The organism is Acinetobacter sp. GG23 (assembly GCF_057766365.1).
In genome coordinates, this window is the sequence record NZ_JBYMDJ010000003.1 from 442,931 (window position 1) to 467,020 (window position 24,090).

24 protein-coding genes and 5 tRNA genes are annotated in these 24,090 nt (G+C 39.3%); 10 read left to right on the forward strand and 19 right to left on the reverse strand.

Annotated features, from left to right (window positions below):
- Window positions 1-46: 46 nt before the first annotated feature.
- The 7 genes from AC3CAU_RS08220 to AC3CAU_RS08250 all read right to left on the reverse strand — a co-directional run bounded on the left by AC3CAU_RS08220 (window position 47) and on the right by AC3CAU_RS08250 (window position 3,080).
- Window positions 47-493 carry a DUF2726 domain-containing protein gene (locus tag AC3CAU_RS08220; RefSeq protein WP_447054265.1) on the reverse strand — a complete coding sequence of 149 codons (447 nt, stop codon included), beginning with the start codon at window positions 491-493 and terminating at the stop codon, window positions 47-49.
- 54 nt (window positions 494-547) lie between these two features.
- Window positions 548-623 (reverse strand) — tRNA-Asn (locus tag AC3CAU_RS08225).
- A gap of 103 nt (window positions 624-726) precedes the next feature.
- Window positions 727-1,032 carry a hypothetical protein gene (locus tag AC3CAU_RS08230; RefSeq protein WP_131213571.1) on the reverse strand — a complete coding sequence of 102 codons (306 nt, stop codon included), beginning with the start codon at window positions 1,030-1,032 and terminating at the stop codon, window positions 727-729.
- Window positions 1,033-1,227: 195 nt separating this feature from the next.
- Window positions 1,228-1,303: transfer RNA gene (locus AC3CAU_RS08235), tRNA-Asn, on the reverse strand.
- A gap of 5 nt (window positions 1,304-1,308) precedes the next feature.
- Window positions 1,309-1,384, reverse strand: a tRNA-Asn gene (locus AC3CAU_RS08240).
- A 157-nt stretch (window positions 1,385-1,541) separates the two neighbouring features.
- Window positions 1,542-2,168 carry a superoxide dismutase gene (locus tag AC3CAU_RS08245; RefSeq protein ID WP_131213569.1) on the reverse strand — a complete coding sequence of 209 codons (627 nt, stop codon included), beginning with the start codon at window positions 2,166-2,168 and terminating at the stop codon, window positions 1,542-1,544.
- Between the two features lie 153 nt (window positions 2,169-2,321).
- The gene (locus AC3CAU_RS08250) at window positions 2,322-3,080 is read right to left on the reverse strand and encodes a Nif3-like dinuclear metal center hexameric protein (RefSeq protein WP_447054266.1); all 759 of its coding nucleotides are present in this window, start codon (window positions 3,078-3,080) and stop codon (window positions 2,322-2,324) included.
- 171 nt (window positions 3,081-3,251) lie between these two features.
- Here AC3CAU_RS08250 and AC3CAU_RS08255 point away from each other — a divergent pair, with 171 nt between their 5' ends.
- The gene (locus AC3CAU_RS08255; RefSeq protein WP_447054267.1) at window positions 3,252-4,433 is read left to right on the forward strand and encodes a trypsin-like peptidase domain-containing protein; all 1,182 of its coding nucleotides are present in this window, start codon (window positions 3,252-3,254) and stop codon (window positions 4,431-4,433) included.
- Between the two features lie 595 nt (window positions 4,434-5,028).
- On the opposite strand, the gene AC3CAU_RS08260 is transcribed toward AC3CAU_RS08255, so the two are convergent.
- Window positions 5,029-5,104, reverse strand: a tRNA-Asn gene (locus AC3CAU_RS08260).
- Between the two features lie 238 nt (window positions 5,105-5,342).
- On the opposite strand from AC3CAU_RS08260, the gene AC3CAU_RS08265 reads away from it, so the two are divergent.
- Complete coding sequence (locus tag AC3CAU_RS08265) at window positions 5,343-5,801, forward strand: hypothetical protein (protein ID WP_425917749.1); 459 nt, start codon at window positions 5,343-5,345, stop codon at window positions 5,799-5,801.
- A gap of 74 nt (window positions 5,802-5,875) precedes the next feature.
- Here AC3CAU_RS08265 and AC3CAU_RS08270 read toward each other — a convergent pair whose 3' ends face one another.
- Complete coding sequence (locus AC3CAU_RS08270; protein WP_447054268.1) at window positions 5,876-6,307, reverse strand: PaaI family thioesterase; 432 nt, start codon at window positions 6,305-6,307, stop codon at window positions 5,876-5,878.
- 311 nt (window positions 6,308-6,618) lie between these two features.
- Here AC3CAU_RS08270 and AC3CAU_RS08275 point away from each other — a divergent pair, with 311 nt between their 5' ends.
- Together AC3CAU_RS08275 and AC3CAU_RS08280 are read left to right on the forward strand one after the other, a co-directional pair.
- Window positions 6,619-7,032 carry a GFA family protein gene (locus tag AC3CAU_RS08275; protein WP_447054269.1) on the forward strand — a complete coding sequence of 138 codons (414 nt, stop codon included), beginning with the start codon at window positions 6,619-6,621 and terminating at the stop codon, window positions 7,030-7,032.
- Window positions 7,033-7,168: 136 nt separating this feature from the next.
- On the forward strand, window positions 7,169-8,008 hold the full coding sequence (locus AC3CAU_RS08280; RefSeq protein ID WP_447054270.1) for a DMT family transporter: 840 nt from the start codon (window positions 7,169-7,171) through the stop codon (window positions 8,006-8,008).
- 187 nt (window positions 8,009-8,195) lie between these two features.
- On the opposite strand, the gene AC3CAU_RS08285 is transcribed toward AC3CAU_RS08280, so the two are convergent.
- Both AC3CAU_RS08285 and map read right to left on the reverse strand, forming a co-directional pair.
- Entirely contained in the window at window positions 8,196-9,422 is a 1,227-nt protein-coding gene (locus tag AC3CAU_RS08285) for a pyridoxal phosphate-dependent aminotransferase (protein ID WP_131213555.1), read from the reverse strand.
- Window positions 9,423-9,745: 323 nt separating this feature from the next.
- The gene (map, locus tag AC3CAU_RS08290) at window positions 9,746-10,570 is read right to left on the reverse strand and encodes a type I methionyl aminopeptidase (protein ID WP_131213553.1); all 825 of its coding nucleotides are present in this window, start codon (window positions 10,568-10,570) and stop codon (window positions 9,746-9,748) included.
- 206 nt (window positions 10,571-10,776) lie between these two features.
- On the opposite strand from map, the gene rpsB reads away from it, so the two are divergent.
- The 3 genes from rpsB (at window position 10,777) to AC3CAU_RS08305 (ending at window position 13,178) form a co-directional block, all read left to right on the forward strand.
- Window positions 10,777-11,526, forward strand: a complete 750-nt coding sequence (gene rpsB / locus AC3CAU_RS08295; RefSeq protein WP_131213551.1) for a 30S ribosomal protein S2 — start codon at window positions 10,777-10,779, stop codon at window positions 11,524-11,526.
- A 140-nt stretch (window positions 11,527-11,666) separates the two neighbouring features.
- Window positions 11,667-12,542 carry a translation elongation factor Ts gene (tsf, locus tag AC3CAU_RS08300; protein WP_131213548.1) on the forward strand — a complete coding sequence of 292 codons (876 nt, stop codon included), beginning with the start codon at window positions 11,667-11,669 and terminating at the stop codon, window positions 12,540-12,542.
- Window positions 12,543-12,644: 102 nt separating this feature from the next.
- Window positions 12,645-13,178, forward strand: coding sequence for a DUF3465 domain-containing protein (locus AC3CAU_RS08305; RefSeq protein WP_131213545.1), 534 nt, complete (start codon window positions 12,645-12,647; stop codon window positions 13,176-13,178).
- Between the two features lie 33 nt (window positions 13,179-13,211).
- Here the strand turns inward: AC3CAU_RS08305 and AC3CAU_RS08310 are convergent, their stop codons facing one another.
- From AC3CAU_RS08310 to AC3CAU_RS08345, 8 genes are all read right to left on the reverse strand, one after another.
- The gene (locus AC3CAU_RS08310) at window positions 13,212-13,667 is read right to left on the reverse strand and encodes an Mpo1 family 2-hydroxy fatty acid dioxygenase (RefSeq protein ID WP_447054271.1); all 456 of its coding nucleotides are present in this window, start codon (window positions 13,665-13,667) and stop codon (window positions 13,212-13,214) included.
- Between the two features lie 157 nt (window positions 13,668-13,824).
- Entirely contained in the window at window positions 13,825-15,636 is a 1,812-nt protein-coding gene (locus AC3CAU_RS08315; protein WP_447054272.1) for an amidohydrolase, read from the reverse strand.
- Between the two features lie 137 nt (window positions 15,637-15,773).
- Window positions 15,774-16,382, reverse strand: a complete 609-nt coding sequence (locus tag AC3CAU_RS08320) for a septal ring lytic transglycosylase RlpA family protein (protein ID WP_131213536.1) — start codon at window positions 16,380-16,382, stop codon at window positions 15,774-15,776.
- A 286-nt stretch (window positions 16,383-16,668) separates the two neighbouring features.
- A complete protein-coding gene (gene mltB / locus AC3CAU_RS08325) occupies window positions 16,669-17,670 on the reverse strand; it encodes a lytic murein transglycosylase B (RefSeq protein ID WP_447054273.1) in 1,002 nt (333 codons plus the stop codon).
- 1,056 nt (window positions 17,671-18,726) lie between these two features.
- Window positions 18,727-19,377 carry a hypothetical protein gene (locus AC3CAU_RS08330; RefSeq protein WP_131213532.1) on the reverse strand — a complete coding sequence of 217 codons (651 nt, stop codon included), beginning with the start codon at window positions 19,375-19,377 and terminating at the stop codon, window positions 18,727-18,729.
- A gap of 26 nt (window positions 19,378-19,403) precedes the next feature.
- Window positions 19,404-20,219 (reverse strand): NADPH-dependent 7-cyano-7-deazaguanine reductase QueF, encoded by an 816-nt coding sequence (gene queF / locus AC3CAU_RS08335; protein ID WP_447054274.1) that lies wholly within the window; start codon window positions 20,217-20,219, stop codon window positions 19,404-19,406.
- Window positions 20,219-20,992: an ABC transporter permease gene (locus AC3CAU_RS08340; protein ID WP_447054275.1), complete on the reverse strand. Its 774-nt coding sequence runs from the start codon at window positions 20,990-20,992 to the stop codon at window positions 20,219-20,221. Before AC3CAU_RS08340 ends, queF begins: the two co-directional genes overlap by 1 nt.
- Window positions 20,989-21,924 (reverse strand): ABC transporter ATP-binding protein, encoded by a 936-nt coding sequence (locus tag AC3CAU_RS08345; RefSeq protein ID WP_131213526.1) that lies wholly within the window; start codon window positions 21,922-21,924, stop codon window positions 20,989-20,991. The genes AC3CAU_RS08340 and AC3CAU_RS08345 overlap by 4 nt, the downstream gene beginning before the upstream one ends.
- Before the next feature lie 177 nt (window positions 21,925-22,101).
- Here AC3CAU_RS08345 and AC3CAU_RS08350 point away from each other — a divergent pair.
- The 3 genes from AC3CAU_RS08350 to AC3CAU_RS08360 all read left to right on the forward strand — a co-directional run bounded on the left by AC3CAU_RS08350 (window position 22,102) and on the right by AC3CAU_RS08360 (window position 24,035).
- Window positions 22,102-22,177 (forward strand) — tRNA-Arg (locus tag AC3CAU_RS08350).
- A gap of 168 nt (window positions 22,178-22,345) precedes the next feature.
- Window positions 22,346-23,671 (forward strand): tyrosine-type recombinase/integrase, encoded by a 1,326-nt coding sequence (locus AC3CAU_RS08355; protein WP_447054276.1) that lies wholly within the window; start codon window positions 22,346-22,348, stop codon window positions 23,669-23,671.
- Between the two features lie 151 nt (window positions 23,672-23,822).
- The gene (locus AC3CAU_RS08360; RefSeq protein ID WP_447054277.1) at window positions 23,823-24,035 is read left to right on the forward strand and encodes a hypothetical protein; all 213 of its coding nucleotides are present in this window, start codon (window positions 23,823-23,825) and stop codon (window positions 24,033-24,035) included.
- Window positions 24,036-24,090 lie beyond the last annotated feature (55 nt).

Genomic DNA, 24,090 nt, shown 5'->3' on the forward strand with positions numbered 1-24,090 from the left:
GGTGAAATCTAGCCACCGATAAGGTGGCTTTCATTGACAGATTGAACTAATTTAAAATGTCTCTTCTTAAGCGATCGGCACTCGGAATATCGGTATAGCGATAAACCTGATAGCCAGCTTCATTTAGCATGGCATCTCGTTCAGCATCTTCCTGTTCTTTGCCTATATGGCTGGGATCATCCAGCTCGATAATGGCAACCACCTCAAGCTTTTGATTCAATAAAACGAAGTCGGTTACTTTACGATTGAACTTATTGCGAATCTTCAAGTTATTGTTGGTAATTAAAGCACTAAAAGCGACTTGAGCCAGAAGATGATGTTGAGGGAAGGTTTCTTTGAGACGAATAAACATCTTGCTTTCAAAATGCGTGATTACACGTTTGGGAAAGAATTTTTGCCGTGGTTTGAACAATTGCTGAAAAACAATAGTCAGCAAAGCAAGACTGGCAATACAACCAATAAGGAAAAAAGTGACTTGACTTGAATCGAACACAATAAAATCTTGATATAAGAAAAAACCCACTCTGATGAGTGGGTTTTTAGAATTTGGCTCTCCAACCTGGGCTCGAACCAGGGACCTGCGGATTAACAGTCCGTCGCTCTACCGACTGAGCTATTGGAGAATCTGATACGCATTCTATGTATCTAAGCTTAAAGGGTCAAGGGCTTATGCTTAAAAAAACCGTGAAAATGAATTGAATGTTTTAAAAATAAACTTATTGCTTGTTATTTAAGCGATTTTATTAAGTTGATATAATTTTCTTTGCTTTGTAAGGGGTGTGCTTTACGGCACTCCTTGATCAATTCCATCAGCTCGGCTTGAGTGAGTTCAGGTTTGAGTTGTTGTTGAATATGTTTTAAAACATCCAGATTCTTTTGGGGTAAATTACGGGTACAATGAAATAAGCGTTCATACATGAGTGCGGAAGCCTGTTTTTTATTTTCAGAATTTTGACTGCATTGAAACACTGCGAACATGACAATAAGTAAAATAATCCAGAAAACCAGAGACTTCATCCAAGTTGTATTCATAAGATTTATTAAAATATTTTTATTAGGATGAACATAACTAAATTTTGATCAGTGAACAATAGATTGGGGAATAATCTATGATTTAAGTAAAAAATGTGGATTAAAGAGAACACATTCAACACATGTGTTGCATATGAAATAGACATTTGATTGATAAAAAAAGCCCACTGCATGATGAGTGGGCTTTTTAGAATCTGGCTCTTCCACCTGGGTTCGAACCAGGGACCTGCGGATTAACAGTCCGTCGCTCTACCGACTGAGCTATGGAAGAATAGATGGCTCTCCAACCTGGGCTCGAACCAGGGACCTGCGGATTAACAGTCCGTCGCTCTACCGACTGAGCTATTGGAGAATCTGATGCGCATTTTAGGCATCAAAACCTAAGTCGTCAACACGTAAATATAAAGAAATGAATCATTTGCCTTATAATTATGCAGATATGCCCGAAAAATAAAAAAACCACCTACAGGAGGTGGTTTTTTATGCAAAATTAAAATTTATTACAAATCTTATTTTTCAACGCCAGCTTCTTGGCCAGCATATTTAGCATTTGCATAATCCCAGTTTACCAAGCTTTCCATGAAAGTTTTGATGTAAGCAGGACGTGCATTACGGTAGTCGATGTAGTAAGCGTGTTCCCAAACGTCAATCGTCAACACTGCAACTTTACCGTGAGCAAGTGGAGTGTCAGCATTTGAAGTTTTAAGAATAGATAAGTTGCCATTTACTTCGTCAGCAACCAACCAAGCCCAACCTGAACCGAATTGAGTGGTTGCAGCAGCAGCAAATTCTTCAGCAAATTTTTCATACGAACCGAAAGCTTCATCAATTTTAGCAGCTAAAGTACCAGTCGCTTTACCACCACCGTTTTTAGTCATACAGTTCCAGTAGAATGTATGGTTCCAAACTTGAGCAGCATTGTTGAATACGCCAACTTTAGCAGCATCACCAGCAGACGCTTTAATGATTTCTTCTAAAGTTTTACCTTCAAGCTCAGTACCCTTGATTAGGTTATTCAAGTTTACAACGTATGTGTTGTGATGTTTGTCGTGATGGTATTCTAAAGTTTCTTTGCTGATATGTGGAGCAAGATCTTCATAACCGTATGGAAGTGCTGGTAAAGTAATCGTTGTCATGTTTTCAATTCCTTGCATTTTGCTGGGTTTTGACATTAAGTGGCTTTATTGTAATGGATTCTTTGCCTAAATTGCGCATTGCTTATAAATAACAATACAGAATAAAGCCTAAATTTATACGTATAAAGGAAATGTCAAACCGTCAAATTTGAATTAAATCGGATTGTTTAATTCGAAGTAACTATACTCAATATCGAACTGTTCTGAAATAGCTTTTGCCAGACGTTGTACCCCATACCGCTCGGTTGCATGATGTCCACACGCGTAATAATGCACATTCAGTTCTTTTGCTTCATAAAAAGTCCGTTCACTGACTTCACCGGAAATATAAGCATCACAATTTCGTTCAGCCGCTTTGCCAATAAAATCTTGTGCGCCACCGGTACAGAAACCGATTTTTTGGATTGATTTTTTATCAGCAGCAAGATGAATGGCATTAAAATCTAAACGCTGAGATACATACAGTTTAAATTCTTCAGCAGATACGGGTTGTTTTAAATAACCAATATTACCAATCGGATGATGTTCACTTGGATCTAGGGCTTCAATATTTTCTAATGCTAAAATATCTGCAATAGCTGCATTATTACCTAAAGTTGGGTGGCTATCTAAAGGTAGATGATAGCCTGCCAGTGAAATATCATGTTGAATTAAACTTTTTATGCGTTTGCCGCGCATGCCAGTAATCGGATAGGGTTCACCTTTCCAGAAATAGCCATGATGGACCAACAGCATATCCGCACCTTGTTCAATTGCGGCTTCAATTGCACCTTGTGATGCAGTCACTGCACACAAAATTTTATTTACATCAGGTTTACCTTCAATTTGCAGACCATTTGGTGCATAGTCTTTAAATTCGGGTGATTTCAGGATGTGGTCGCACCACTGAATAATCTCATTGAGCTTTGCCATAAATTTCTCAAAAGCCTAAATATTTAACATCATCAAAACATATTTTGAACTGTAACTAAAGCATCACAAAACTCTTTCACTATTTTTATGTTTCCTGCTGTATTTCATTTTACAATGGCGCATAAATTACTTAGTCATCAACGAATTAAAATATTGTTAGAGGAAATTAACGTGCGTCGCACCTTTACATGGTTACCTTGGGTTTTACTCATTTTGGTCACGCTGGGTTTTCTTGCATGGCAACAATACCAACAGCCAAAAGCACCTGTTGCGGCTGATGGCGTAAAAATGCCGGTAGAAAAAGTGGAGCCTTTGGTCAGTACTACGAGGACAGGCGGTATTGATTCTTATAACGCTGCGGTTAAAGTTGCTGCTCCAGCAGTGGTGAATATTTTTACCACTCAAAAAGTAAAGCAGACTGAACATCCATTGTTAAATGATCCTGCCTTCCGTGAATTTTTTGGTGATCAAGTACCAGATCAATTCGGTCAGGAGCAAAATGAAAACAGCTTGGGTTCTGGTGTTATTGTTCGTTCAGATGGTTATATCTTGACTAATAATCATGTGATCGCACAAGCTGATCAAATTGTGGTCGGATTGAATGATGGACGTCGCGCTGTAGCAAAAATTATTGGTACAGACCCCGATACAGATCTTGCCGTAATTAAGATTGAACTGGACAAGCTTCCTGTTTTACCGTTTAAACTGAGTGGTAATGAAGTAGGCGATGTCGTTCTTGCCATTGGTAATCCTTTTGGTGTTGGGCAAACAGTCACTCAAGGGATTATCTCGGCTACCAATCGCTCGGATTTGGGCATTAACACTTATGAAGACTTCATCCAAACCGATGCGGCTATTAACCCTGGTAACTCGGGTGGTGCACTGATTGATGTTGCAGGTAATTTGATTGGCGTCAATACGGCTATTTTTTCTCAATCTGGTGGTTCATTGGGTATTGGTTTTGCCATTCCAGCGAAAGTGTGCCAGCAAATTCTGAATTCAATTTTGAAAGATGGGCGTGTAGTCCGTGGCTGGTTAGGTATTAGCCTAATGCCAGTCCAACAGGAAAACATTCTTGAACCTAAGCAAGCAGGTGTTGTGGTTGCAGATGTGCTTCCTCAAGGCCCAGCAGCCAAAGCGGGAATTCAAAAAGGCGACAAGATTATTCAAGTCAATGGAGAGCCGATTAATTCTGCTTCACACTTGATTAATTATGTAGCCTTGCAAGCTCCAAATAGCACCATCAAAGTTGAAGTAGTGCGAGATGAGAAACCTTTAAGCCTGAATGTAGTGGTGGCTGAACGTAAAGCGCAGAATAGCAATTCACAATATATTCCTTTACCTCAGCAATAAAAAAATCTTCAGGTTTATCTATATTTAGATGAGTGAATATAAAAAAGCGCATTTCGATGCGCTTTTCTTTTATTGCTTGCTCATTAGATAACTTACATAAATCAAAAAATATTTACTATTAGATTTTTTTAAATCAGTATTGTTTTATTTAATTGATTCGATTTTTATGCTTTTGCGTAGGCGATATCTCTACTTTTGAAAGATCAAAATGAGAACATCAAAATATATTTTGAGTTCGCAAGAAAAACCTTTTATTTCCCATACACAATATCCTTGTCGTGATTGGAAACATGTGGCATCCATGCCACTCTCATAATTCCACTACCTACTAAAATTTATTTTTAATTTTGGCTTTATAAACGACTTGTCATAATTGAAAAATGACTTATGAAAGAAGTCTATTATTCAACAATGATTTTTCTATATCTCTAAAAATTTATGGCTATGAATAGGGTAACTTGATATCAGCTAGATATTCGGAGGTTGAATTTAAAAAAACAGGCAATAAGAATAATTGTTTTTATGATGATTTAAACCGTTCTATATTATTCAGGCAAAAAAAAGCCCGCTTTAATGCTGCGGGCTTTTTCGTATTTGGCTCTCCAACCTGGGCTCGAACCAGGGACCTGCGGATTAACAGTCCGTCGCTCTACCGACTGAGCTATTGGAGAATCTGCATGCGATTATAAGGAGATTTTTTAGGGGGTCAAGCTAAAAGTGTCATGATTCCTTAATTTTTGTGCTGTATGCTTTTTATTTAGACAAATAAATCAAAAATGTTAAAAAAACTTGCACAGCCAAAATCGGCTTGTTAGATTAAATGCATAACAGAGCGTTTGAATGAAAGTTCAAACAGTGTGGATTTAAACCAACTTGCCAGCACTAAAATGGCTAAACAGGAGAAAGCGAATGCGTACGCTGACGATTGCCGAAATTTTTTCAAATTTATCTTTTTATCAAGACAATTATCTTTCCATTATTCAAAATCCAGATCGTTATCAAACTGCTGTTGAAGATGCTTATATCCAAGTGTGGCCTGTTGGAACTCAAGCCTTATATTTGGGTGATTTGTTACAACTTTGGTTTAGCGATAAATGGTTGATTGACTCACCTTGCCAATTGCTTCTAGATAGTTATTCCAATGGTCGTAAACAACCTTTGCAACGTGATCATGATTTATATTTATACCAGTTGAATGGCAGCGCCTTAACTGGACGAAATAACTCTAAAGTCTGGTCAGTATCAGAACAGAAGAAGCTCTCTGTATCGCTCGATAGCGTATTTAAATATTTATGTATTTATAAAGGCACTTCACGTCCAGAAGTCGATTTTCCAGCGCTAACAAAATCATTTAAATCAGCGATCTAACCCTGATTAAACTACAGAGCTTAAGTGGTTAGCTTAAGCTCTGTTTTGTTATCTTTTAAAGACCGGATTTAACCTTAACGGATAATCATGCAAGTCGCAGTAGCATGGGCATAAAGTTTACCTTCTTCATCGATAATTCTACCTTCAGATATGCCCAGGTTCTTACTCATATTAATGACCGTACCCATAGCATGAAGCTCTTTATTTTTAGGGATAGGACGGCACATTTTTATATTTAAGTCGATAGTGCCGTACCCTACACCAGCTTCTAGCATACTGTGTACTGCGCAACCTGTAACGGAATCCAAAACTGTGGCTGAAAAACCACCGTGTACGCCCCCTAACGGATTTAAATGACGATGATCTGCTTTTACTCTGAAATGAATTGTTCCTTCTGAAACATCATAAGGTTGCATTGGAATAGTTTCACTAATACTTGCAGCTGGAATTTTTCCTGCACACATAGCTTGTAGAAATTGTAGTCCGGTCATTTCTTTTGGATTCATTGTCATTATTTCCTTATTGATTGATCAGTTCCAAAAAGGAACCTAGATTTCAATTAAGCAAAATTTAACCATGTCGTCAACACTCAGCTTTGAGTTAATTCGTGCAAAATGCATGGCTGTAAAAATCATTTTTCCATTTGATTTGAAGCATATGTTCATATATCTAAAATAGTGAATAAAACAAATTGATAAGATAATTGTTTTAAAATTCTTTAATAAAACTTATACAGAGATGAATTTGTCATTTATACATAGAAGAAACAATATTTTAGATATTTTTGATCAGTATTAACGTAATCAAGGAAATAACAATGAATGTATCCTGTTTATGCGGTAAAACTAAGTTCCAAGCAGAATTAAAAAATCATGATGTACACGCCTGTCACTGTTCCATGTGCCGTCAGCAGTCAAGTGGTGTACTGATGAGTGTGGATGTAGAGCCAGACAGTTTAAAGTTTGAAGATCAAGAACATTTAGCGCTATTTCAATCTTCTGAATGGGGAGAGCGTGGTTTTTGTAGTCGCTGCGGCACCTTGCTTTTCTGGCGTACCCAGGATGGTAGTTATTGCAACATTAATGTCTTTGCCATGCAAGATCAGCCGAAAGATTTAAAACTGACTACAGAAATTTATATTGATAATAAGCCCGATTTTTACCAGTTTAAATATTCTACAGAGCAACTCACTGAGGCTAATGTGATTGCATTTTTTTCTAAAGATCAATAAGAAAACTAATGGTTGATAAATATGAAAGATGTTGGTTCATTTGTCTTTCTTATAAATTGAATCAGAAAATCTGTATAGATTTAATAAGATATATTCGCTATATCTACGAGATGCGGTTGAAGAGGGATGCTCAACTATGCTGTTTAAGATCTCGATTGCCATGCTGGCTTTTGCAGCCAATTCGGTTTTATGCCGTTTGGCGTTGGCGGGTCATCAAATTGACCCAATCAGTTTTAGCCTAATACGTGTATTTAGCGGTGCAGCCGTTTTATTGCTGCTCTATATATTTTCTGTACAAAAAGCCAAAATCGAATGGAATATTAAAAATGGTTTTTGCCTTGCGCTCTATATGGTGGCTTTTTCACTGGCCTATGTGCATATAGATGCAGGTGTAGGAGCATTGCTTTTGTTTGGTACAGTACAGTTGAGTATGGTCGGCTATGGTTTGTGTCATGGTGAAAAAATCAATATTCAGCGTGGCGTAGGGTTGGGCATCGCAATTCTCGGTATTTTGATTTTGTTGCTGCCGGGCGCAGCAGCACCCAACTTGGTTTATGCGGCCATTATGGTGCTTTCAGGCATAGGCTGGGCAATGTACAGTATTGCGGGTAAGAACATGCAAAACCCGTTGGCAAGTACGCTGGCAAATTTTGTAATGGCTATTCCTTTTGTATTGCTGGCTTATGCTGCGTTTTATGCACAAAGCTTTGCTCAGCCTCAAGGGGTGCTTTTAGCAGTACTTTCAGGCGGCTTAGCATCTAGCGGTGCTTATGTACTGTGGTATGTCATAGTGAAGCGTATTGATCGCGTGACGGCGAGCAGTGTGCAGCTATCTGTGCCATGTTTAGCCATTTTAGGCGGTGCGTTGTTTATAGGTGAGGAACTTAGCTGGCGAATTATTATTTCCGCAGTGATTGTTTTGGGTGGAATTGGGTTAGTGATTTGGGCCACACCAGAGAAGAAAGTTTTAAAATAATCTCAGTGATGAGAAGATTACTGTACTTTTTTATGCTGTTGCAAAAGAAACTATTGATTAGATTTTAAAGATTCATCCATTTGAAGGTTTTTCCTATATACCCAGTATTGGGTGCTATATGAAATTTGAGCTATTAAAAAACCCGCTTCAAGAGCGGGTTTTTTAATCTTACTTTATAAAAAGCAGATTATTTTTCAGCAGCAATTGAAGCAATCGCAGCATCTACGCCTTCGATTGAATCAGCAGCTTTCTTAATACGAGCAAGTGCATCTACAAGTACTTCATCAGCAGTTGCATAAGAAATACGCATGAAACCGCCTAAACCGAATGCATCACCAGGAACTACAGCAACACCTGTTTCTTCCAATAACCATTCAGAGAATTCTGTGCAAGATTTTAAACCTTTAGCACGAATTAACGGTTTGATATTAGCGTAAGCATAGAACGCACCATCAGCAGGTAAGCAAGTGATACCGTTAATGTCGTTTAAGCCTTTCACAACCAAGTCATGGCGACGTTTGAATGCTTCAATCATTGGCTCAAGTACGTCTTGAGGACCATTCAATGCAGCTTCAGCAGCAACTTGTGAAATCGAAGTTGGATTTGAAGTTGATTGAGACTGAATTTTTTTCATTGCACCAATCAATTTAGCAGGACCCGCTGCATAGCCAATACGCCAGCCAGTCATTGCATAAGCTTTAGATACACCATTCAGTACGATTACGCGGTCATACAGGTCTGGAGCAACAGTTGCGATATTGTAGAACTCGTCATCCCAACGGATTGGCTCGTACATGTCATCTGAAGCAACAAATACTTCTGGATATTTGCGAAGAACATCAGCCAAAGCTTCTAATTCAGCTTTAGTGTAAATCATGCCCGTAGGGTTGGATGGGCTGTTAAGCACCACTAAACGGGTTTTGTCAGTGATTGCTGCTTCTAATTGAGCTGGTGTGATTTTGAAACGTTGTTCTTCACCACATTTAACAACAACTGGAACACCTTCAGCGATAATCACCATGTCTGGATAGCTTACCCAGTATGGCGCAGGGATGATGACTTCATCACCTTTGTTTAACAAAGCAAGTGCCAAGTTAAAGAAGGATTGTTTACCACCGCAAGAAACCAGGATCTGGTTTGCTGCATAGTCAAGATTATTGTCGCGTTTAAATTTCGCGATAATCGCTTTTTTAAGACTAGGAGTACCGTCAACAGCAGTATATTTGGTAAAACCGTTGTTAATCGCAGTAATTGCTGCATCTTTGATGTGTTGCGGGGTATCAAAATCTGGTTCACCTGCACCCAAACCAATTACGTTTTTACCAGCCGCTTTAAGTTCAGCAGCTTTATTGGTCACAGCAAGTGTAGGGGACGGTTTGATGGCATTGACACGATCAGAGAGACGTACGTCCACGGCAGTATTCCTTCTTATAGGGATTAAAAAATAAAAAAGCACACTATCTTAGCCTAAAAAACCGCAGAAAGGGGTGCAAGAAATATACGATATGAAAAAAAATAGTTTTTTGAAATAGATGGTGTTGATGGTTACGGCCTTGATTAATCCGATTTTATGTTTTTATAAGAATATAAAATAACTAAAGAATTTAAATTTAAGAAGGATTTTAAAATTTAGGATGCACTACGCTGAAGCAGAAAAAAGCTTAACCATAAAAATGGCTACATAGAAGTAGCCATTTTTAAGATGTGATTTAAATATAATAATTATATGAAAAATAATTACATAAAACGCGACAAGTCTTCTTCAGGACGGGCAGTCAATACTTCAACACCAGTTTTGGTAACTAAAAGCGTGTGTTCGTATTGTGCAGACAACTTATGATCTTTCGTTACCACGGTCCATTTATCACCTAATAATTTGGTTTGCCAAACACCAGCGTTCACCATAGGTTCGATGGTAAAGGTCATACCTTCCTCCAGAACCATACCAGTATTCGGTTGACCGTAATGAAGCACTTGAGGTTCGTCATGGAACACGGTGCCAATACCATGACCACAATATTCACGTACGACACTGAAGCGTTCGGATTCAACGTACTTTTGAATAGCATGACCAATATCACCAATGGTTGAACCCGGTTTAACCGTTTCCATACCGCGATACATGGCTTCTTGAGCAACTTTACACAGGCGGCCAGCCAAAATTGAGGTTTCACCGCCCACGATATACATCATGTTAGTGTCGCCGTGGTAGCCGTCTTTAATGACAGTCACGTCGATATTTAAAATATCACCTTTCTTTAGCATCTTAGCGTCAGATGGAATGCCGTGGCACACCACATGGTTCACAGATGTACAGATCACATGCTGGAATGCAGGACGACCAGGCGCTGCACCGTAACCTAAACATGCTGGAATGGCATCTTGTTTATTGACAATATAGTCATGGCAAATCGTATCAAGCTCAAGGGTCGTCACCCCTGGAACAACATGCGGTTTGATCATATCCAAGACTTCTGCCGCCAGTCGTCCCGCCACACGCATTTTTTCAATTTCGTCAGGGGTTTTAATGAGTCGACGTGGAGCTTCGTAAGTACTGTTCATGATCTCTAAAAACTTTTGGAAATTTGTATGGGACTATGGTATAAATAGCCGCCCATTTTATCAAATGCTTTTTCGTGAATAAATTTCACGGGCTTTGCTGGATGGGGCAACAAAATCCGCACATATATCGACACATTTCTCTGGGTGCCTTTCGAGGTGGAGAATGCGGATATATGGAGGCCTAACCCAAACTTAAGGTAAAGAAAATGGCAGATTACAACGTAAGCATGCGCGACCTTCTTCAAGCTGGCGCGCACTTTGGTCACCAAACTCGTTTCTGGAATCCAAAGATGCGTGAATACATCTTTGGTGCGCGTAACAAAATTCACATCATTAACCTTGAACACACTGTTCCTGCGTTAAATGATGCTTTGAACTTTGTTAACAATCTTGCTAGCAAAAAGAACAAAGTATTGTTCGTTGGTACTAAACGTGCTGCATCTAACATCATCCGTGAACAAGCGCAACGCGCTGGTCAACCATATGTTGATCACCGCTGGTTAGGTGGTATGTTGACGAACTGGAAAACTCTTCGTCAATCAATCAACCGTTTAAAAGACCTTCAAACTCAATCTCAAGACGGTACTTTCCTTAAGCTTACTAAACGTGAAGCTTTAGAGCGTACTCGTGAGATGGAAAAACTTGAACGTGCTTTAGGCGGCGTTAAAAACATGGGTGGTTTACCTGACGCATTATTCGTAATTGACGTTGACCACGAATCAATCGCGATTAAAGAAGCTAAAAACCTTGGTATTCCTGTAATTGGTATCGTTGATACAAACTCTAACCCAGATAACGTAGATTACGTTATTCCTGGTAACGACGATGCGATCCGTGCAGTTACTTTGTATGCTTCTGCTATGGCTGATGCGATTCTTGCTGGTAAAGAATATGCTCAATCACAAGCAAATGCTCAAGCAAAAGGCGAAGAAGCTAAAGAAGCTCCTGAGGCTTAATGCGTTTGACGCAAGCTTGTCATTTTTGCGACATGTGATGGTGGCAATGTAAGCGTCATGTATGCAGACGGCCCATGGGAGACCTATGGGCCGTTTCTGTTAAAAAAGAATTCATTTTCTACCGAATCTAGGAGATTGACATGACTGCAGTTACAGCAAGCATGGTTAAAGAATTGCGCGACCGTACTGGTTTGGCAATGATGGAATGTAAAAAAGCATTAACAGAATCGAATGGTGATGTTGAATTAGCGATTGATAACCTTCGCAAATCTGGTCAGGCAAAAGCAGCTAAAAAAGCGGGTAATATTGCTGCTGATGGCGCGATCACGATTGCTCAAGAAGGTAATAAAGCACTTCTTTTAGAAGTAAACTGCCAAACTGACTTCGTTGCTAAAGACGAAAACTTTGCTGGTTTCTCTGCTAAAGTTGCTGCTGCTGCGCTTGCTGCTGGCGAGACTGATGCTGCTAAAATTGCTGAATTGAAACTTGAAGATGGCCAAACTGTTGAAGAAGCGCGTATTGCTCTTGTTCAAAAAATCGGTGAAAACATCCAAGTACGTCGTGCAAAAATTGTTGAAGGCGAAAACCTTGCAGTTTACAAACACGGTTTAAAAATCGGTGTTGTTGTGTCTTACACAGGTGATGCTGCGACTGGTAAAGGTATTGCAATGCACGTTGCTGCGTTCAATCCGGTTGCTGTAAATGCTGAAGGCGTATCTGCTGATCTTATCGCTAAAGAAAAAGAAATTGCTGAAGCGAAAGCAGTAGAATCTGGTAAACCAGCGAATATCGTTGAAAAAATGGTGACTGGTTCAGTTGAGAAATACTTGAACGAAGTTGTACTTGAGCGTCAAATGTACGTAATCGACAACGACAAGAAAGTTGCTGACGTTCTTAAATCAACTGCTACTACAGTTGCTCAATTCGTTCGCTTTGAAGTAGGTGAAGGTATTGAGAAGAAAGCAGAAATGAGCTTCGCTGAAGAAGTTGCTGCTGCTCAAGCTGCTGCAAAATAATTTTGCCCTTAGGTAAAGATGTTTTGTGAAAAAAGCCCCATTTGGGGCTTTTTTTATGAAGAGGGGGTGTGTGAAGATCCTTAAACTTTGAGGAACGACAAAATGGCGAATAAAACCAATCTGGGGATTGGCGCAGTTATTATCGTCTTAATAGCCGCATACTTTGGAATTGATTTACAAGAGCAGCAGAGCTCTTCTAATCAACCGCTCAGCAATTCAAAACCACAAACTGAAATTTTCTCGAAAACCGAATATCAAAAAGCATCTGTAGAATCGCAATCCTTCAATTTGCCCACTCAAAATGATGATGAAAAAATTCAACAGGCATTTCGAGAACAAAAAAGTGATATTCAAGTCCAATCCAGTGGGCGAGTGAAAGCTATTTTGCGTGATGATAATGATGGTTCACGTCATCAAAAATTCATTTTGGAGCTTGGTAATGGGCAAACGGTTTTAGTTGCGCACAATATTGACTTAAGCCCACGCCTAGATGACTTGGAAAAGGGCGAAATTGTGCAATTTTATGGTGAATATGAATACAGTCAGCAAGGTGGGGTAATTCACTGGACTCATCATGATCCCCAGAAAACTCATGCCGATGGTTGGTTAAAGTATAAAGGAAGAACCTATCAATAAAGGTTCTTCGAAAGGCTAAAGTGATAAGGGTGTTTAAATCGCTATCAGTTGCGATTTTTGGCGTTTTCTCCATTTAGGTATCAATTTACCTAAATAGGCATCCATACACCATACTGGGCCAATGAGGAGGAATTGGAGGTCTTTAAAGAAAGAAGGCTTTTTACCTTCGATTTTATGCCCGTAAAGCTGTCCAATCCAGGCCAAAACAAAAACTGCGATATAAAAACCGGCACCCACAGGTAAGATAAAAATAAGCCACGCCATGACAAAAAGCAAAGCTGCCATTGCAACAGCAAGTACCAGATCAAGGCGCGCATAAAAAATAAAAGTTAATACTAATATCAGGGCGGTAAGTAACGCACTGAAATGAGCAAGAATTCCAATGATTGAAAAAAGGATTGCAGGCACACAGACCCAATGAATGGCTTTATTGGTTTTGTCTTGATGGCTGTCACTGTATTCATCTAGCCATTCGGTTATTGTTTTCATTCTCCACTCCGGCGGGATTTAAGTTTCACAGACTTATTTTTATTCAAATTAAATATAAACCAGAACGAGGGAAGGGTCAAAGGAGTTGGTAGCTCAGCCTCGTTCACTTTAAATAAACAGAATATGCGGTTAAATCTGAAACCGTATACCAGGTGTGTCACGGCGATTTAAGCTCTATATTTTTAAATCTGGGATTTTGATAAATCTGCTGACCTTCCTTATAAGTTGCGAGTATTTTTATATCTTTAATTTTATTGCTCGGAACAGCCAGAGGGTTGTCGCTCAGAATTACAAAGTCAGCCAGCTTTCCTTCCGTTAGAGTTCCCTTGCTATTTTCTTCAAAATATTGATAAGCCGCCCAGTCGGTGAGTGACTTTAAGGCAATATAAGGGCTGACGCGTTGTTCGGTACCCAGTATTTTGCCACTGCGTGTAACGCGGTTTACAGTGCTATCCAGCGTCATCATGCTACGAGGTGGAATAACCGGCGCATCATGATGTTCGGTAAACAAAATGCCTTTGCGTAAAGCAGAGCCTGTCGGTGAAATACGATTCGCCCGTTCTACGCCTAGGGTTTCTTCTCTGTGCCAGTCGCCCCAATAGTAGGTATGCAACGAAAAGAAGGATGGAATGAGCTCGAGAGATTTGGCTTTGTCTAACTGATCTTCACGCATCGTTTGTGCATGGATAATGACATTGCGTCGGTCTAATTTTGGATAGTGTTTGGTTGCAGTATCAATATCATTTAAATATTGGTCAATTGCAGCATCTCCATTGGCATGGGCCAGTATTTGCCATTTGTGTTCAAAGGCTAAATTAATGGCATCTTGTACCGTTTTGTTTTCAGGAAAAGCTGGGTAGCCTGAATAGCTTTTTGGTTTTCCCTCTGGTGGAATTAAATAGGATTGCGTTAGCCAAGCCGTTTTGCCTTGAGGTGAGCCATCCAAACTTATTTTAACGCCGCCTATACGAAAATGATGATCATAGCTGCGACTCGTGCCATGCTTAAGCATGTATGCTTTTTCATTAATGATGTCGGGGTAGGACACCAGATCAATCGGTAGTTTTTCTTGTTTGGCTAAATTTCGCCATAATTCACTGGTTCCTGCATCCGCACGACCTTCCTGAACGGTTGTGTAACCATTTTGGATATACGTCTGAATAGCCGTGAGTGCCATCTTTTCCATCACATCGGGTGGGACATTTTTAAAAGCCTGCATCATGGCACTGAAAACAACACTTTCTTCAAGCACCCCATTTGGCTCCATGGAATTATTCATCCGACGAATTATGCCACCGGATGGATTGGGTGTTTTTGCATTGATGTTAAGTATTTCTAAAGCTTTATGATTGACCGATGCTAGATGTCCAGACTGATGCAAGATTAAGACGGGTTGATCTTTAGAGATCTGATCCAGTTCTGTTGCTGTTGGGTGGCGTTTCTCTTTGAGTTGAGCATCATCATAACCGTTGCCCATAATCCAGCCTGATGTTGCCTGAATAAATTCGGGATTTTGCTGTTGCCAGCTTTTCATGGCAACAATGAGCGAGTTGATATCGGTCACCACTCCATCTGGGGGAGAATAAAGATTCGCAACCGTTTGTTGTAAGCCGACACTGTTGACATGGCTATGTGCATCGATGAAACCGGGGATGACCGTGCGCTGTTCTAAATTAAGTTGCTGCGCTTGAGGGGCAATTTTACGTGCTTGTTGAAGTTGTCCACTAAACTGGATATGACCTGCTTGAATCAGTAAGGCTTCGACATAGGTCGGTTGCATTCCCTCCATGGTCAAAATGGGACCACCATAAACCAAGAGAGTATGAGACGCTTTTTCTTGAACAGGTTTATATTGTGCGGTAGGTAAGTTTGAGCATGCAACAAGCAAAGTGAGTGGGACTGCTGAAATGATGCATTGGGCTATCAAGTGAGGGATATGGCGTCTTTGGGTTTTCGGTAATATATTCATCCTCAACTCTTATCATTATTAATACGCTGTATTTATTAAACACTAAGAAGAAGCTTAAAACAAAGTTTTTTCAGGTAATAAAAAAAGCCACATTACGTGGCCCTTTAAGTCAAATGTATCAGGAGTTGAGCATCATCTTATGAATTTGGCCCATCAACACGTTCAATATTTACTTTCGCAGTACCTGCGTTAGTAATACCTAACTGTTTCGCAGCACCATAGGACAAGTCTAGAACTCGGTTGCCATGGAATGGGCCGCGATCATTTACTTTTACGACAACACTCTTGCCGTTAGTTTTATTGGTTACGCGAATATAGCAGTTCAATGGCAGGCTACGATGAGCTGCAGTCATGGCATTCATATCGAATGTTTCACCACTTGCTGTTTTACGACCATGAAACTGGCGACCGTACCAAGATGCTGCACCTGTTTGGCTAAATTTACGAACTGTATTCGATGCAACAGTGTTTAGCTTTTCAATCACTGAAGGCTCGTCTTCAGGAATTTCAATTTTTGCTGCAATGGTTTGACGACGGATTTTATCGCCAGAACGCTCAGTGATTGAAAGACTATTTAAATTTGAGAAGTGCGAATTGAAATTTTGAGCGTCTTTATTTAGCACACGTGTGGCCAAGCGAGAGTTGTCATTATCTGTACTGAATGATGACTGAACCAATTCTGCTTGAGACTGACTCAGAGCAAAAGTGGTCGTTAAAGCTAAAATATATTTAACTGATGAATGCATTCTTAAACCCCTAAAGACCATTGACTTAATTTCATTTAAAAACTTGAAATATTCGCAAACCGGTCTGTTAATTCTCTTTTGCAACTACATTTGACGAGATGGATAATATTCATGCCATGCTAAAGCTGTCTACTCTTTACCTGAAAATATTACAAAAAGGACAGAAATATAACGTTTTCTGATTAAAAAATAATCAATATTGTAACATGTTATTTAAAATGCCTGTTTTATGCGCTATTTTGCAAAATAAAATCTTGACTTTGGTTATTTTTGGTAAAAGCCAGTCTCAACGACTGGCGATTTCTGTGCCTAATTGCCACACTGCCGTGGCATACATGCGACTCTTGTTATAGGTCGTAATTACTTGAAAATTAGGATAAGTTATATAATAAATTGGTGCATAACTATCTTGAAGCTGAATAATATTCACCATATCCAGGTCATCTATTTTTACAATAGGATTTATTGGTGTAACCCCTTGATTCTTTAATACTCCATAAGGGGTGGGTTGTTCTAAATCTTTAGCGATAATCGATTCTGGATTATTTCCTGTATAGCGTGCCGCAAAGCCGATGGGTTGATTGCGTTGCCAGCCATGTTGAGCCAAATAATTGGCAATCGAACCAATCGCATCTACCGCTGAATTTCTAAGATCAATATGTCCGTTAGCATCATAGTCAACACCTAGCTTGGGAATGTTACTTGGCATAAATTGAGGGTAGCCGATTGCACCTGCATAAGAACCTGTTACTGAATTGGTTGGAACACCGTCTTTATATGACCATGCAATTAGTGCAGAGAGTTCATCCTGAAAATATTGTGCACGGCGCTCATAACCAAACCCTAAAGTTGCCAATGCATCACGGGTGACGAAGTTGCCTTTATTGGCACCGAAACCTGTTTCTACCCCTAAAATACCTAGAATCACCGCCTGAGGTACTCTGAACTGTTGTTCAGCACGGTTTAAAGTGTCGGCATATTGATTTTTGAAACGTACACCACGCTGAATGGTGCTTTCAGCCATGAAGTTGGTTTTATATTGGTACCAGGGCTTGCTTTCACCCGGGCGATTCATAATATTGATAATATTAGGAAGGTTTTTTGAGCCATTCATGGCCCAATCAACTTGCTCTGCACTTATGCCATAAGTTTGCATGGTTTTTTGTTTAAAGCTGTTATAAGAAGGGTGATTAGAAAAATCGTTGGCTTGACAGAAACTGGTGATGCAAAATGCACCGATAAGTAAAGGAAGACGTTTAATTTTGTTATAAAAGTTGATATTTAACATATTACTCAAAGTTCCAAAAACATAATCAGTGTGTGTGAATTGACATCACGACGCTAAAAGCCGCTATTACAAATATAAGGATTGAACATCCATCTCGTGAAAGATAACGGAATTTTTCAAATGGTTAAGATAACATTGACTGAGGCTACTACAACAATTACATATACAAAAAAAGACAAACCTAGGTTGTTCACAGGTAAAATCACTCATAATTGTGCCAGTAACTTAACGAGGTTTGTAAAGTCTGAGTAATAATAGCGAAATATAAAAGAACTAAAATAAATCAGCCACTAAAACTCCATCTTTTAGAATAAATGGCAATTATGAAATCGAGATGACCATCAGGCAAAAGTAGGTTGATAAAAAGCATGCTAAAAATCTTTCACTGAAATCTTGCTAATTCGAAGGTTATTAAGTAAATAATACTTCCGCTTGAATCTAGGACATCAGCTTTATGGCGAAAATAAAGTCATGGCATATTTTTATTTTGATCCACTCGATATTGTTCCTTGACCAAGAAAGAAAAATAAGGCAAAAGTTAGTGTAATTCCCACCAATAAGGCACTGAATTAATTTGATTAAAACAGTATAAAAATATTGCTGAAAAAAACTCAATTTAAGGATCTTAATTCTGAGTGCCCATTAGTCAGCTATATGCAAATTTTCTAACTTTTTCAGTTCAGCACTACTTGTATTAAATATGAAGCGGATGTCCGAGGTATATACTTAATTCAGTAATGAGGAAAGGCGAATTAAACTAAAAAATGAGAAGATAAAAAGAAGGGCGAAAAAGGCGAGATAAACTTCAGAAATACTTTTAGCAATAAAGAGAAGAATAAGCTGCAACTATAAAAATGAACACTTAGACAACAACAGGTTGATGCTTAAAAGGTCCCAATGAGCTAGGAAACTATATTATGAGCAGCAGAATGAAATATTTTTGCGCTAGACCAATCTGAACACAATGATCACATCTATCTGTATTTGGATAATTTATATCAAGATTTTGCATAAAAAAACCTAGCCATAGCTAGGTTTTCTATAGTTTAAAAATGCTTAAGCATGAAATAAGGTGTCGTGGTATTCCGCAAGTGCCCGAAGCTCGGCTTTATTGAGATTTGGAATGATTTTATCCACTGCAATATGGACTGCTTTAGTCACTGCTGCAGCTCCAAGATCAGCCGCTTTACGCTTGATCATGCCTAAATCGAGTGTCTTGTTAAAGTCACTCATAAAATGACGCACAGTGGCTTCAGCAAACTGTTTATACGATTCAGTGAGCGCTGCCTTGTTAATGTCATTTCCCGCTTTAATTTCGGCATAACTTTGCTTAAGATTGGTCACCAAACTGGCATCTAAATGTTCGCCTACGCGGAAATTGCCTTCCGCATCTTTAAATAAGCTTTTTTCAGAAAACTCAATCGATTGCTTGACCACATCATTTGAAGATTTACTCATCAACTGTTTCAATAAAACAGCAACAGTTGATTTGATATAACCTGCTAGTTTTTCAGCAGTGTCGCGCTTATCACTGGCTGGAAAACGACGCACAAGCTCGGTCAAAATAGCATCAATAATTTCTTCATTAATCAACAATGCTGTTTTGTCGCGTAAAGGATAAAGCGGTTCGCTGGAATTTTTCTTTCCTTGAGCGGTTTGAATACTGCTTAATAATTCTGCAGAAGGAATAAACCCAAAAAATGGCATGTTAAAAAACCTCAATGTTCTTCATTTTATTGTCGCGCCAAACGAATGGGGCGAGGCATCCATGTCGCATCGGATACACGGCAAGGATTGATATCTAATCCACCACGACGTGTATAGGTTGCATATACCATCAGTTTTCCTGGCCCCAGGTTTTGCCAGATATCGGCAAACATTTGTTCCACACACTGTTCATGAAAGCCATTATGCTGACGGTAAGAAATAATATAAGCTAAAATACTGCGATAACAAGGTTTTTTACCCTGATATCGAATAAAAACCGTGCCCCAGTCCGGCTGTCCTGTGACTGGACAGTTACTGCGCAGTAAATGTGAATACAGTTGCACTTCAACTTGTTCGCTATTTTCTGCATCTAATTTTAATAAACTTGCATCTGGATGGTTCTCTAAACGTTCTGGGCTTAAATCATCAATACAGATCCCATCCGGTTGGGTAATCTCTAGACCATCGGGCTGGAATAAAGTCAGGGTGATCGTCGCGCCTGCCGCCGCAGATAAATCTTTTTCAACGGTCGCAATGAAACTATCTTTTGAATCGAATTTGGTAAAGTTCATACTGTTAAAGTAGAGCTTTAATGATTTCGATTCAATCAGGTTTGGTGAAGAGGCCGGCAAGGTAATACGGCCAATCGCCACCTGAGGAATGCCAGCTGCATTTAACCAAGAAATTTCAAAAACATGCCACCAGTCTTGGCCTTGTTGAATACCTTCAACATGGGCATATTTTTCACGGGCTTGAGCGCGTACAATTGGAAACAGAATATCGGGTTGATATTCTGTTGGATAATTGGTGTCTTTACCTAGAAGAGAATGTTCTACACTCATTATTCACGCATTCCTGAACCACGAGAAAGTAAATAGTAAGCTACCCCGTAAAGTGCCACACAACATAAGGTGATGATGCTTAATGAAACTGAAACATTGACATCACTATGACCTAAAATGCCGAAACGGAAAGCATTGACCATATATACGATCGGGTTAATTAAAGAGAGATTTTGCCAAAATGGGCTTAAAGCACTAATGGCATAGAATACACCACCTAAATAGGTGAGTGGAGTCAATACGAAAGTGGGGATAATCGAAATATCATCAAAAGATTTCGCATAAACCGCATTAATCAGTCCACCGAGTGAAAACAACAACGAGGTAATCAAAACGGTATATATCGTCACAAACCAGTTGGTAATATATAAGTCAGTAAAGAACATGCTCATGGCAGTCACAAGAATGCCGACCAAGACGCCACGACACACACCACCAATCACATAGCCCCAAAGCATCATATGCAGTGGCACAGGACTCATGATCAGCTCTTCAATACTTTTTTGAAATTTTGCACTAAAGAAACTGGAAGATACATTGGCATAGCTATTGGTAATTACTGCCATCATAATCAGGCCGGGCACAATAAACTGCATATAGCTAAAGCCGCCCATTTGGCCAATACGAGATCCGACCAGATTACCAAAAATCACGAAGTACAAACTCATGGTAATGGCAGGGGGTAACAGGGTCTGTGGCCAGATACGCATAAAGCGACGCACTTCTTTATGCACGAGGGTATACAGCGCAACACTGAGTTGATTAATGTTCATTGCGCTGCTCCATCAAGATTTTTTTCGACCATTTTCACAAACAGTTCTTCTAAGCGATTCGATTTATTACGCATACTGCGGACTTGAATGCCTTGAGCTTCCATAAGCTGGAATAATTCATTCACGGTATGTGCCTTGTCCATGGTGACTTCTAAAGTGACAGGATCGATTAAATTGAAACGCACACCAATAATTTCAATATGAATGGGTTGAATCGGTTCAACTAAGTCGAATATGAAGGATTCTTCACTCAGCTGATTCAAGAAAGATTTCATGCTGGTATCTTCTTTAATTACACCACGATCAATAATGGCGATGCGACGACACAACATTTCTGCTTCTTCTAAATAATGCGTAGTCAGAATAATAGAAGTGCCATTTTCATTCATTTCGGTAAGGAAGTCCCACATTGAACGGCGTAATTCAATGTCTACACCCGCAGTCGGTTCATCCAGAATAAGCAATTTAGGTTGATGCATCATGGCACGGGCAATCATTAGACGGCGTTTCATCCCGCCAGAAAGCATACGTCCTTGAATGGCACGTTTATCCCAAAGACCAAGCTTTTCTAAGTATTGCTCAGCCCGTTGTTCCGCAATTTTTTTTGGAATGCCGTAATAACCGGCTTGAGTCACTAAAATGTCAAAGGTTTTTTCAAACTGACCAAAGTTGAATTCTTGCGGTACAACGCCTAAGCATTGTTTAGCTTCAGATGGATGCGTGTCTAGATTATGGCCAAAAATTTCAACAGTACCGGAGGTTTTTTTGGTAAGTGAACTAATGATGCTGATGGTGGTCGATTTACCTGCGCCATTGGGTCCGAGGAGTGCATAAAACTCACCTTCAGGTACAGTTAAATTGATACCTTTCAATGCTTGAAAACCATTTCGGTAAGTTTTAGATACGTCTCTCAAGGTCAATGCATCAGTCATGAATTTCTCACATGGTGAATAGTGTGAGTATTGTGAGTGATCTTTGCTAATAAACCAAGTAAATAAGGAGGAATTCTCTGTTGCAATTATGGAGCATTGTTTAAAGTCTGAGCACTAAAATAAAGACTTATATATAGTTGCTTTACCTTATGGTTTTTTTTGTTATGATGTGCACGCGCGCTCATAGCTCAACTGGATAGAGTACAGGTCTCCGAAGCCTGTGGCGTGGGTTCGAGTCCCGCTGAGCGCACCAAATCAATAGCAGAACATACAAAAACACAGTCTGAAATCCTTTAAATACAATGCTTTGCAATAAAACATAGCAGAACATAACAAAATAAATAAGGATATAGTTGCAAGTTATAAGGATATATATGAGGATATATTCGATTCTATCTACTTTTGTATCCTTATTCCGACTATGGCTAAGCACATAACACCGCTCTCAGATTCCAAATGCACAAGCGCCAAGCCACAAGATAAAGACTATTCTTTATATGATGGACAGGGCTTAATTCTGTTTGTACGAAAAAGCGGCACTAAGGTGTGGCGATATAAATATAAAAAAGCCAATGGCAAAGATGGATTGATGACATTGGGGAACTTTCCCGCATTAAGCCTAAAGTCAGCAAGGGATAAGCGCCGTAGTTATGAGCAACTACTGGCACAAGGGACTGACCCCATTGAATATGAAGAAATCCAAAAGTATAAAAAGGACAATTCATTTAGTTTTGAAGCCATAGCCCGCGACTGGCATAAGGAATATAGCAATACAGGCAGATGGATACCTGATACCGCAAACAAAGCATTAAGAAATTTAGAGGACTATGTATTCCCCTTGATCGGGGACAAGTCTATTGATGAAGTGAAGCCAAAAGATTTAGTTATGGTTTTGCGGTCAATTGAGGAAAAAGGATTTACAGAGGTACTCAAGAAAACAAGACAGAGATTTAGTGCCATTTTTGCTTATGCAATCTCAAGAGGTTTATTAGAAGAAAACCCATCCTATTTTTTAAAGGATGTATTTGTTAAGACCAATAAGGCAAAACACTATCCACAATTACCACTTGAACGACTGCCTGAATTACTACAGAGATTAAACAATGATACTGGCTACCCGTTAACAAGGTTATGCACGGCGTTTACCTTACATACCTTTGCGCGTTCTAGTGAGGTACGTTTTTCTCGTTGGACTGAGTTCGACCTTAAAAAAGGGATATGGACGATACCACCAGAGCGGGAACTCATTGAGGGGCAGAAGTTTTCTAATCGTGGTGCAAAAATGAAAACTGAACACCTGATACCTTTATCGCCTCAAGTCGTTTCAATTCTTAATGAGATTCATATCTACAGCCACATGACTAAAAATGTCTTTCCTAAGAATGGCGACCCTCAAGGCTTTATCAGTGAAACAACAATCAATAATACTTTGCGCCGTTTAGGTTATGACACGGATAACGAGATATGCGGGCATGGTTTTAGGGGTATGGCTTGTTCTGCCTTGGTACAAAGCACACTATTCCAAACAGAAGCAGTAGAGAAGCAAATGAGCCATCAAGAACGTGACCAAGTACGTTTAGCTTATACGCATCAAGCCGAATACTTAGAAGAACGGAAAGCTATGCTGAATTGGTGGAGTGACTACTTAGAGGCAAATCAGCACAGCTTTATAAGTCCTTATGACTTCACTCAGCAGCTTTTAAGCAATGATGTAATCAATTTTAAATATGCAAAATTGGCTAAGTGACAAGACTTGTCGCAGTAATGCCAATAGATACAAAAATATAGTTTTATATCGTTTATATTCAGTTTGCTAAGTCTAGGTTTGCTCCCGAAAGTCGGATACCCAATTCGATTGACTTAGCTATTTTTTTTGGGGTGCGCCGTGGGAGGCATTTGTGGCAAGAACTAATGATATTGGATTACTTCCCGATTATTTACAAAATAATAGATATGAAGAAGCACATACCACATACAGTGCTAGATTATTTTCATTAGAAATTCATGAGAGGCAATCATTTTATTCACAGATAAATGATTTTGAAAACTATTATCGTAATCCTAAAAAATATAAAGGAAGATTTTACATAGGTGTGCAACTTACTGAATAACCACTAAAATTCTAGACACACGTAACCATCTTTTGATGGGCCTTTTCATAATCTA

Coding starts and splice junctions, on each gene's coding strand:
- AC3CAU_RS08230 (WP_131213571.1), bottom strand. CDS start 1,032: ATGAATACAACTTGGATGAAGTCTCTGGTTTTCTGGATTATTTTACTT.
- AC3CAU_RS08245 (WP_131213569.1), bottom strand. CDS start 2,168: ATGACAACGATTACTTTACCAGCACTTCCATACGGTTATGAAGATCTT.
- AC3CAU_RS08250 (WP_447054266.1), bottom strand. CDS start 3,080: ATGGCAAAGCTCAATGAGATTATTCAGTGGTGCGACCACATCCTGAAA.
- AC3CAU_RS08265 (WP_425917749.1), top strand. CDS start 5,343: ATGCGTACGCTGACGATTGCCGAAATTTTTTCAAATTTATCTTTTTAT.
- AC3CAU_RS08270 (WP_447054268.1), bottom strand. CDS start 6,307: ATGAATCCAAAAGAAATGACCGGACTACAATTTCTACAAGCTATGTGT.
- AC3CAU_RS08275 (WP_447054269.1), top strand. CDS start 6,619: ATGAATGTATCCTGTTTATGCGGTAAAACTAAGTTCCAAGCAGAATTA.
- AC3CAU_RS08280 (WP_447054270.1), top strand. CDS start 7,169: ATGCTGTTTAAGATCTCGATTGCCATGCTGGCTTTTGCAGCCAATTCG.
- map (WP_131213553.1), bottom strand. CDS start 10,570: ATGAACAGTACTTACGAAGCTCCACGTCGACTCATTAAAACCCCTGAC.
- rpsB (WP_131213551.1), top strand. CDS start 10,777: ATGGCAGATTACAACGTAAGCATGCGCGACCTTCTTCAAGCTGGCGCG.
- tsf (WP_131213548.1), top strand. CDS start 11,667: ATGACTGCAGTTACAGCAAGCATGGTTAAAGAATTGCGCGACCGTACT.
- AC3CAU_RS08305 (WP_131213545.1), top strand. CDS start 12,645: ATGGCGAATAAAACCAATCTGGGGATTGGCGCAGTTATTATCGTCTTA.
- AC3CAU_RS08310 (WP_447054271.1), bottom strand. CDS start 13,667: ATGAAAACAATAACCGAATGGCTAGATGAATACAGTGACAGCCATCAA.
- AC3CAU_RS08315 (WP_447054272.1), bottom strand. CDS start 15,636: ATGAATATATTACCGAAAACCCAAAGACGCCATATCCCTCACTTGATA.
- AC3CAU_RS08320 (WP_131213536.1), bottom strand. CDS start 16,382: ATGCATTCATCAGTTAAATATATTTTAGCTTTAACGACCACTTTTGCT.
- mltB (WP_447054273.1), bottom strand. CDS start 17,670: ATGTTAAATATCAACTTTTATAACAAAATTAAACGTCTTCCTTTACTT.
- AC3CAU_RS08330 (WP_131213532.1), bottom strand. CDS start 19,377: ATGCCATTTTTTGGGTTTATTCCTTCTGCAGAATTATTAAGCAGTATT.
- queF (WP_447054274.1), bottom strand. CDS start 20,219: ATGAGTGTAGAACATTCTCTTCTAGGTAAAGACACCAATTATCCAACA.
- AC3CAU_RS08340 (WP_447054275.1), bottom strand. CDS start 20,992: ATGAACATTAATCAACTCAGTGTTGCGCTGTATACCCTCGTGCATAAA.
- AC3CAU_RS08345 (WP_131213526.1), bottom strand. CDS start 21,924: ATGACTGATGCATTGACCTTGAGAGACGTATCTAAAACTTACCGAAAT.
- AC3CAU_RS08355 (WP_447054276.1), top strand. CDS start 22,346: ATGGCTAAGCACATAACACCGCTCTCAGATTCCAAATGCACAAGCGCC.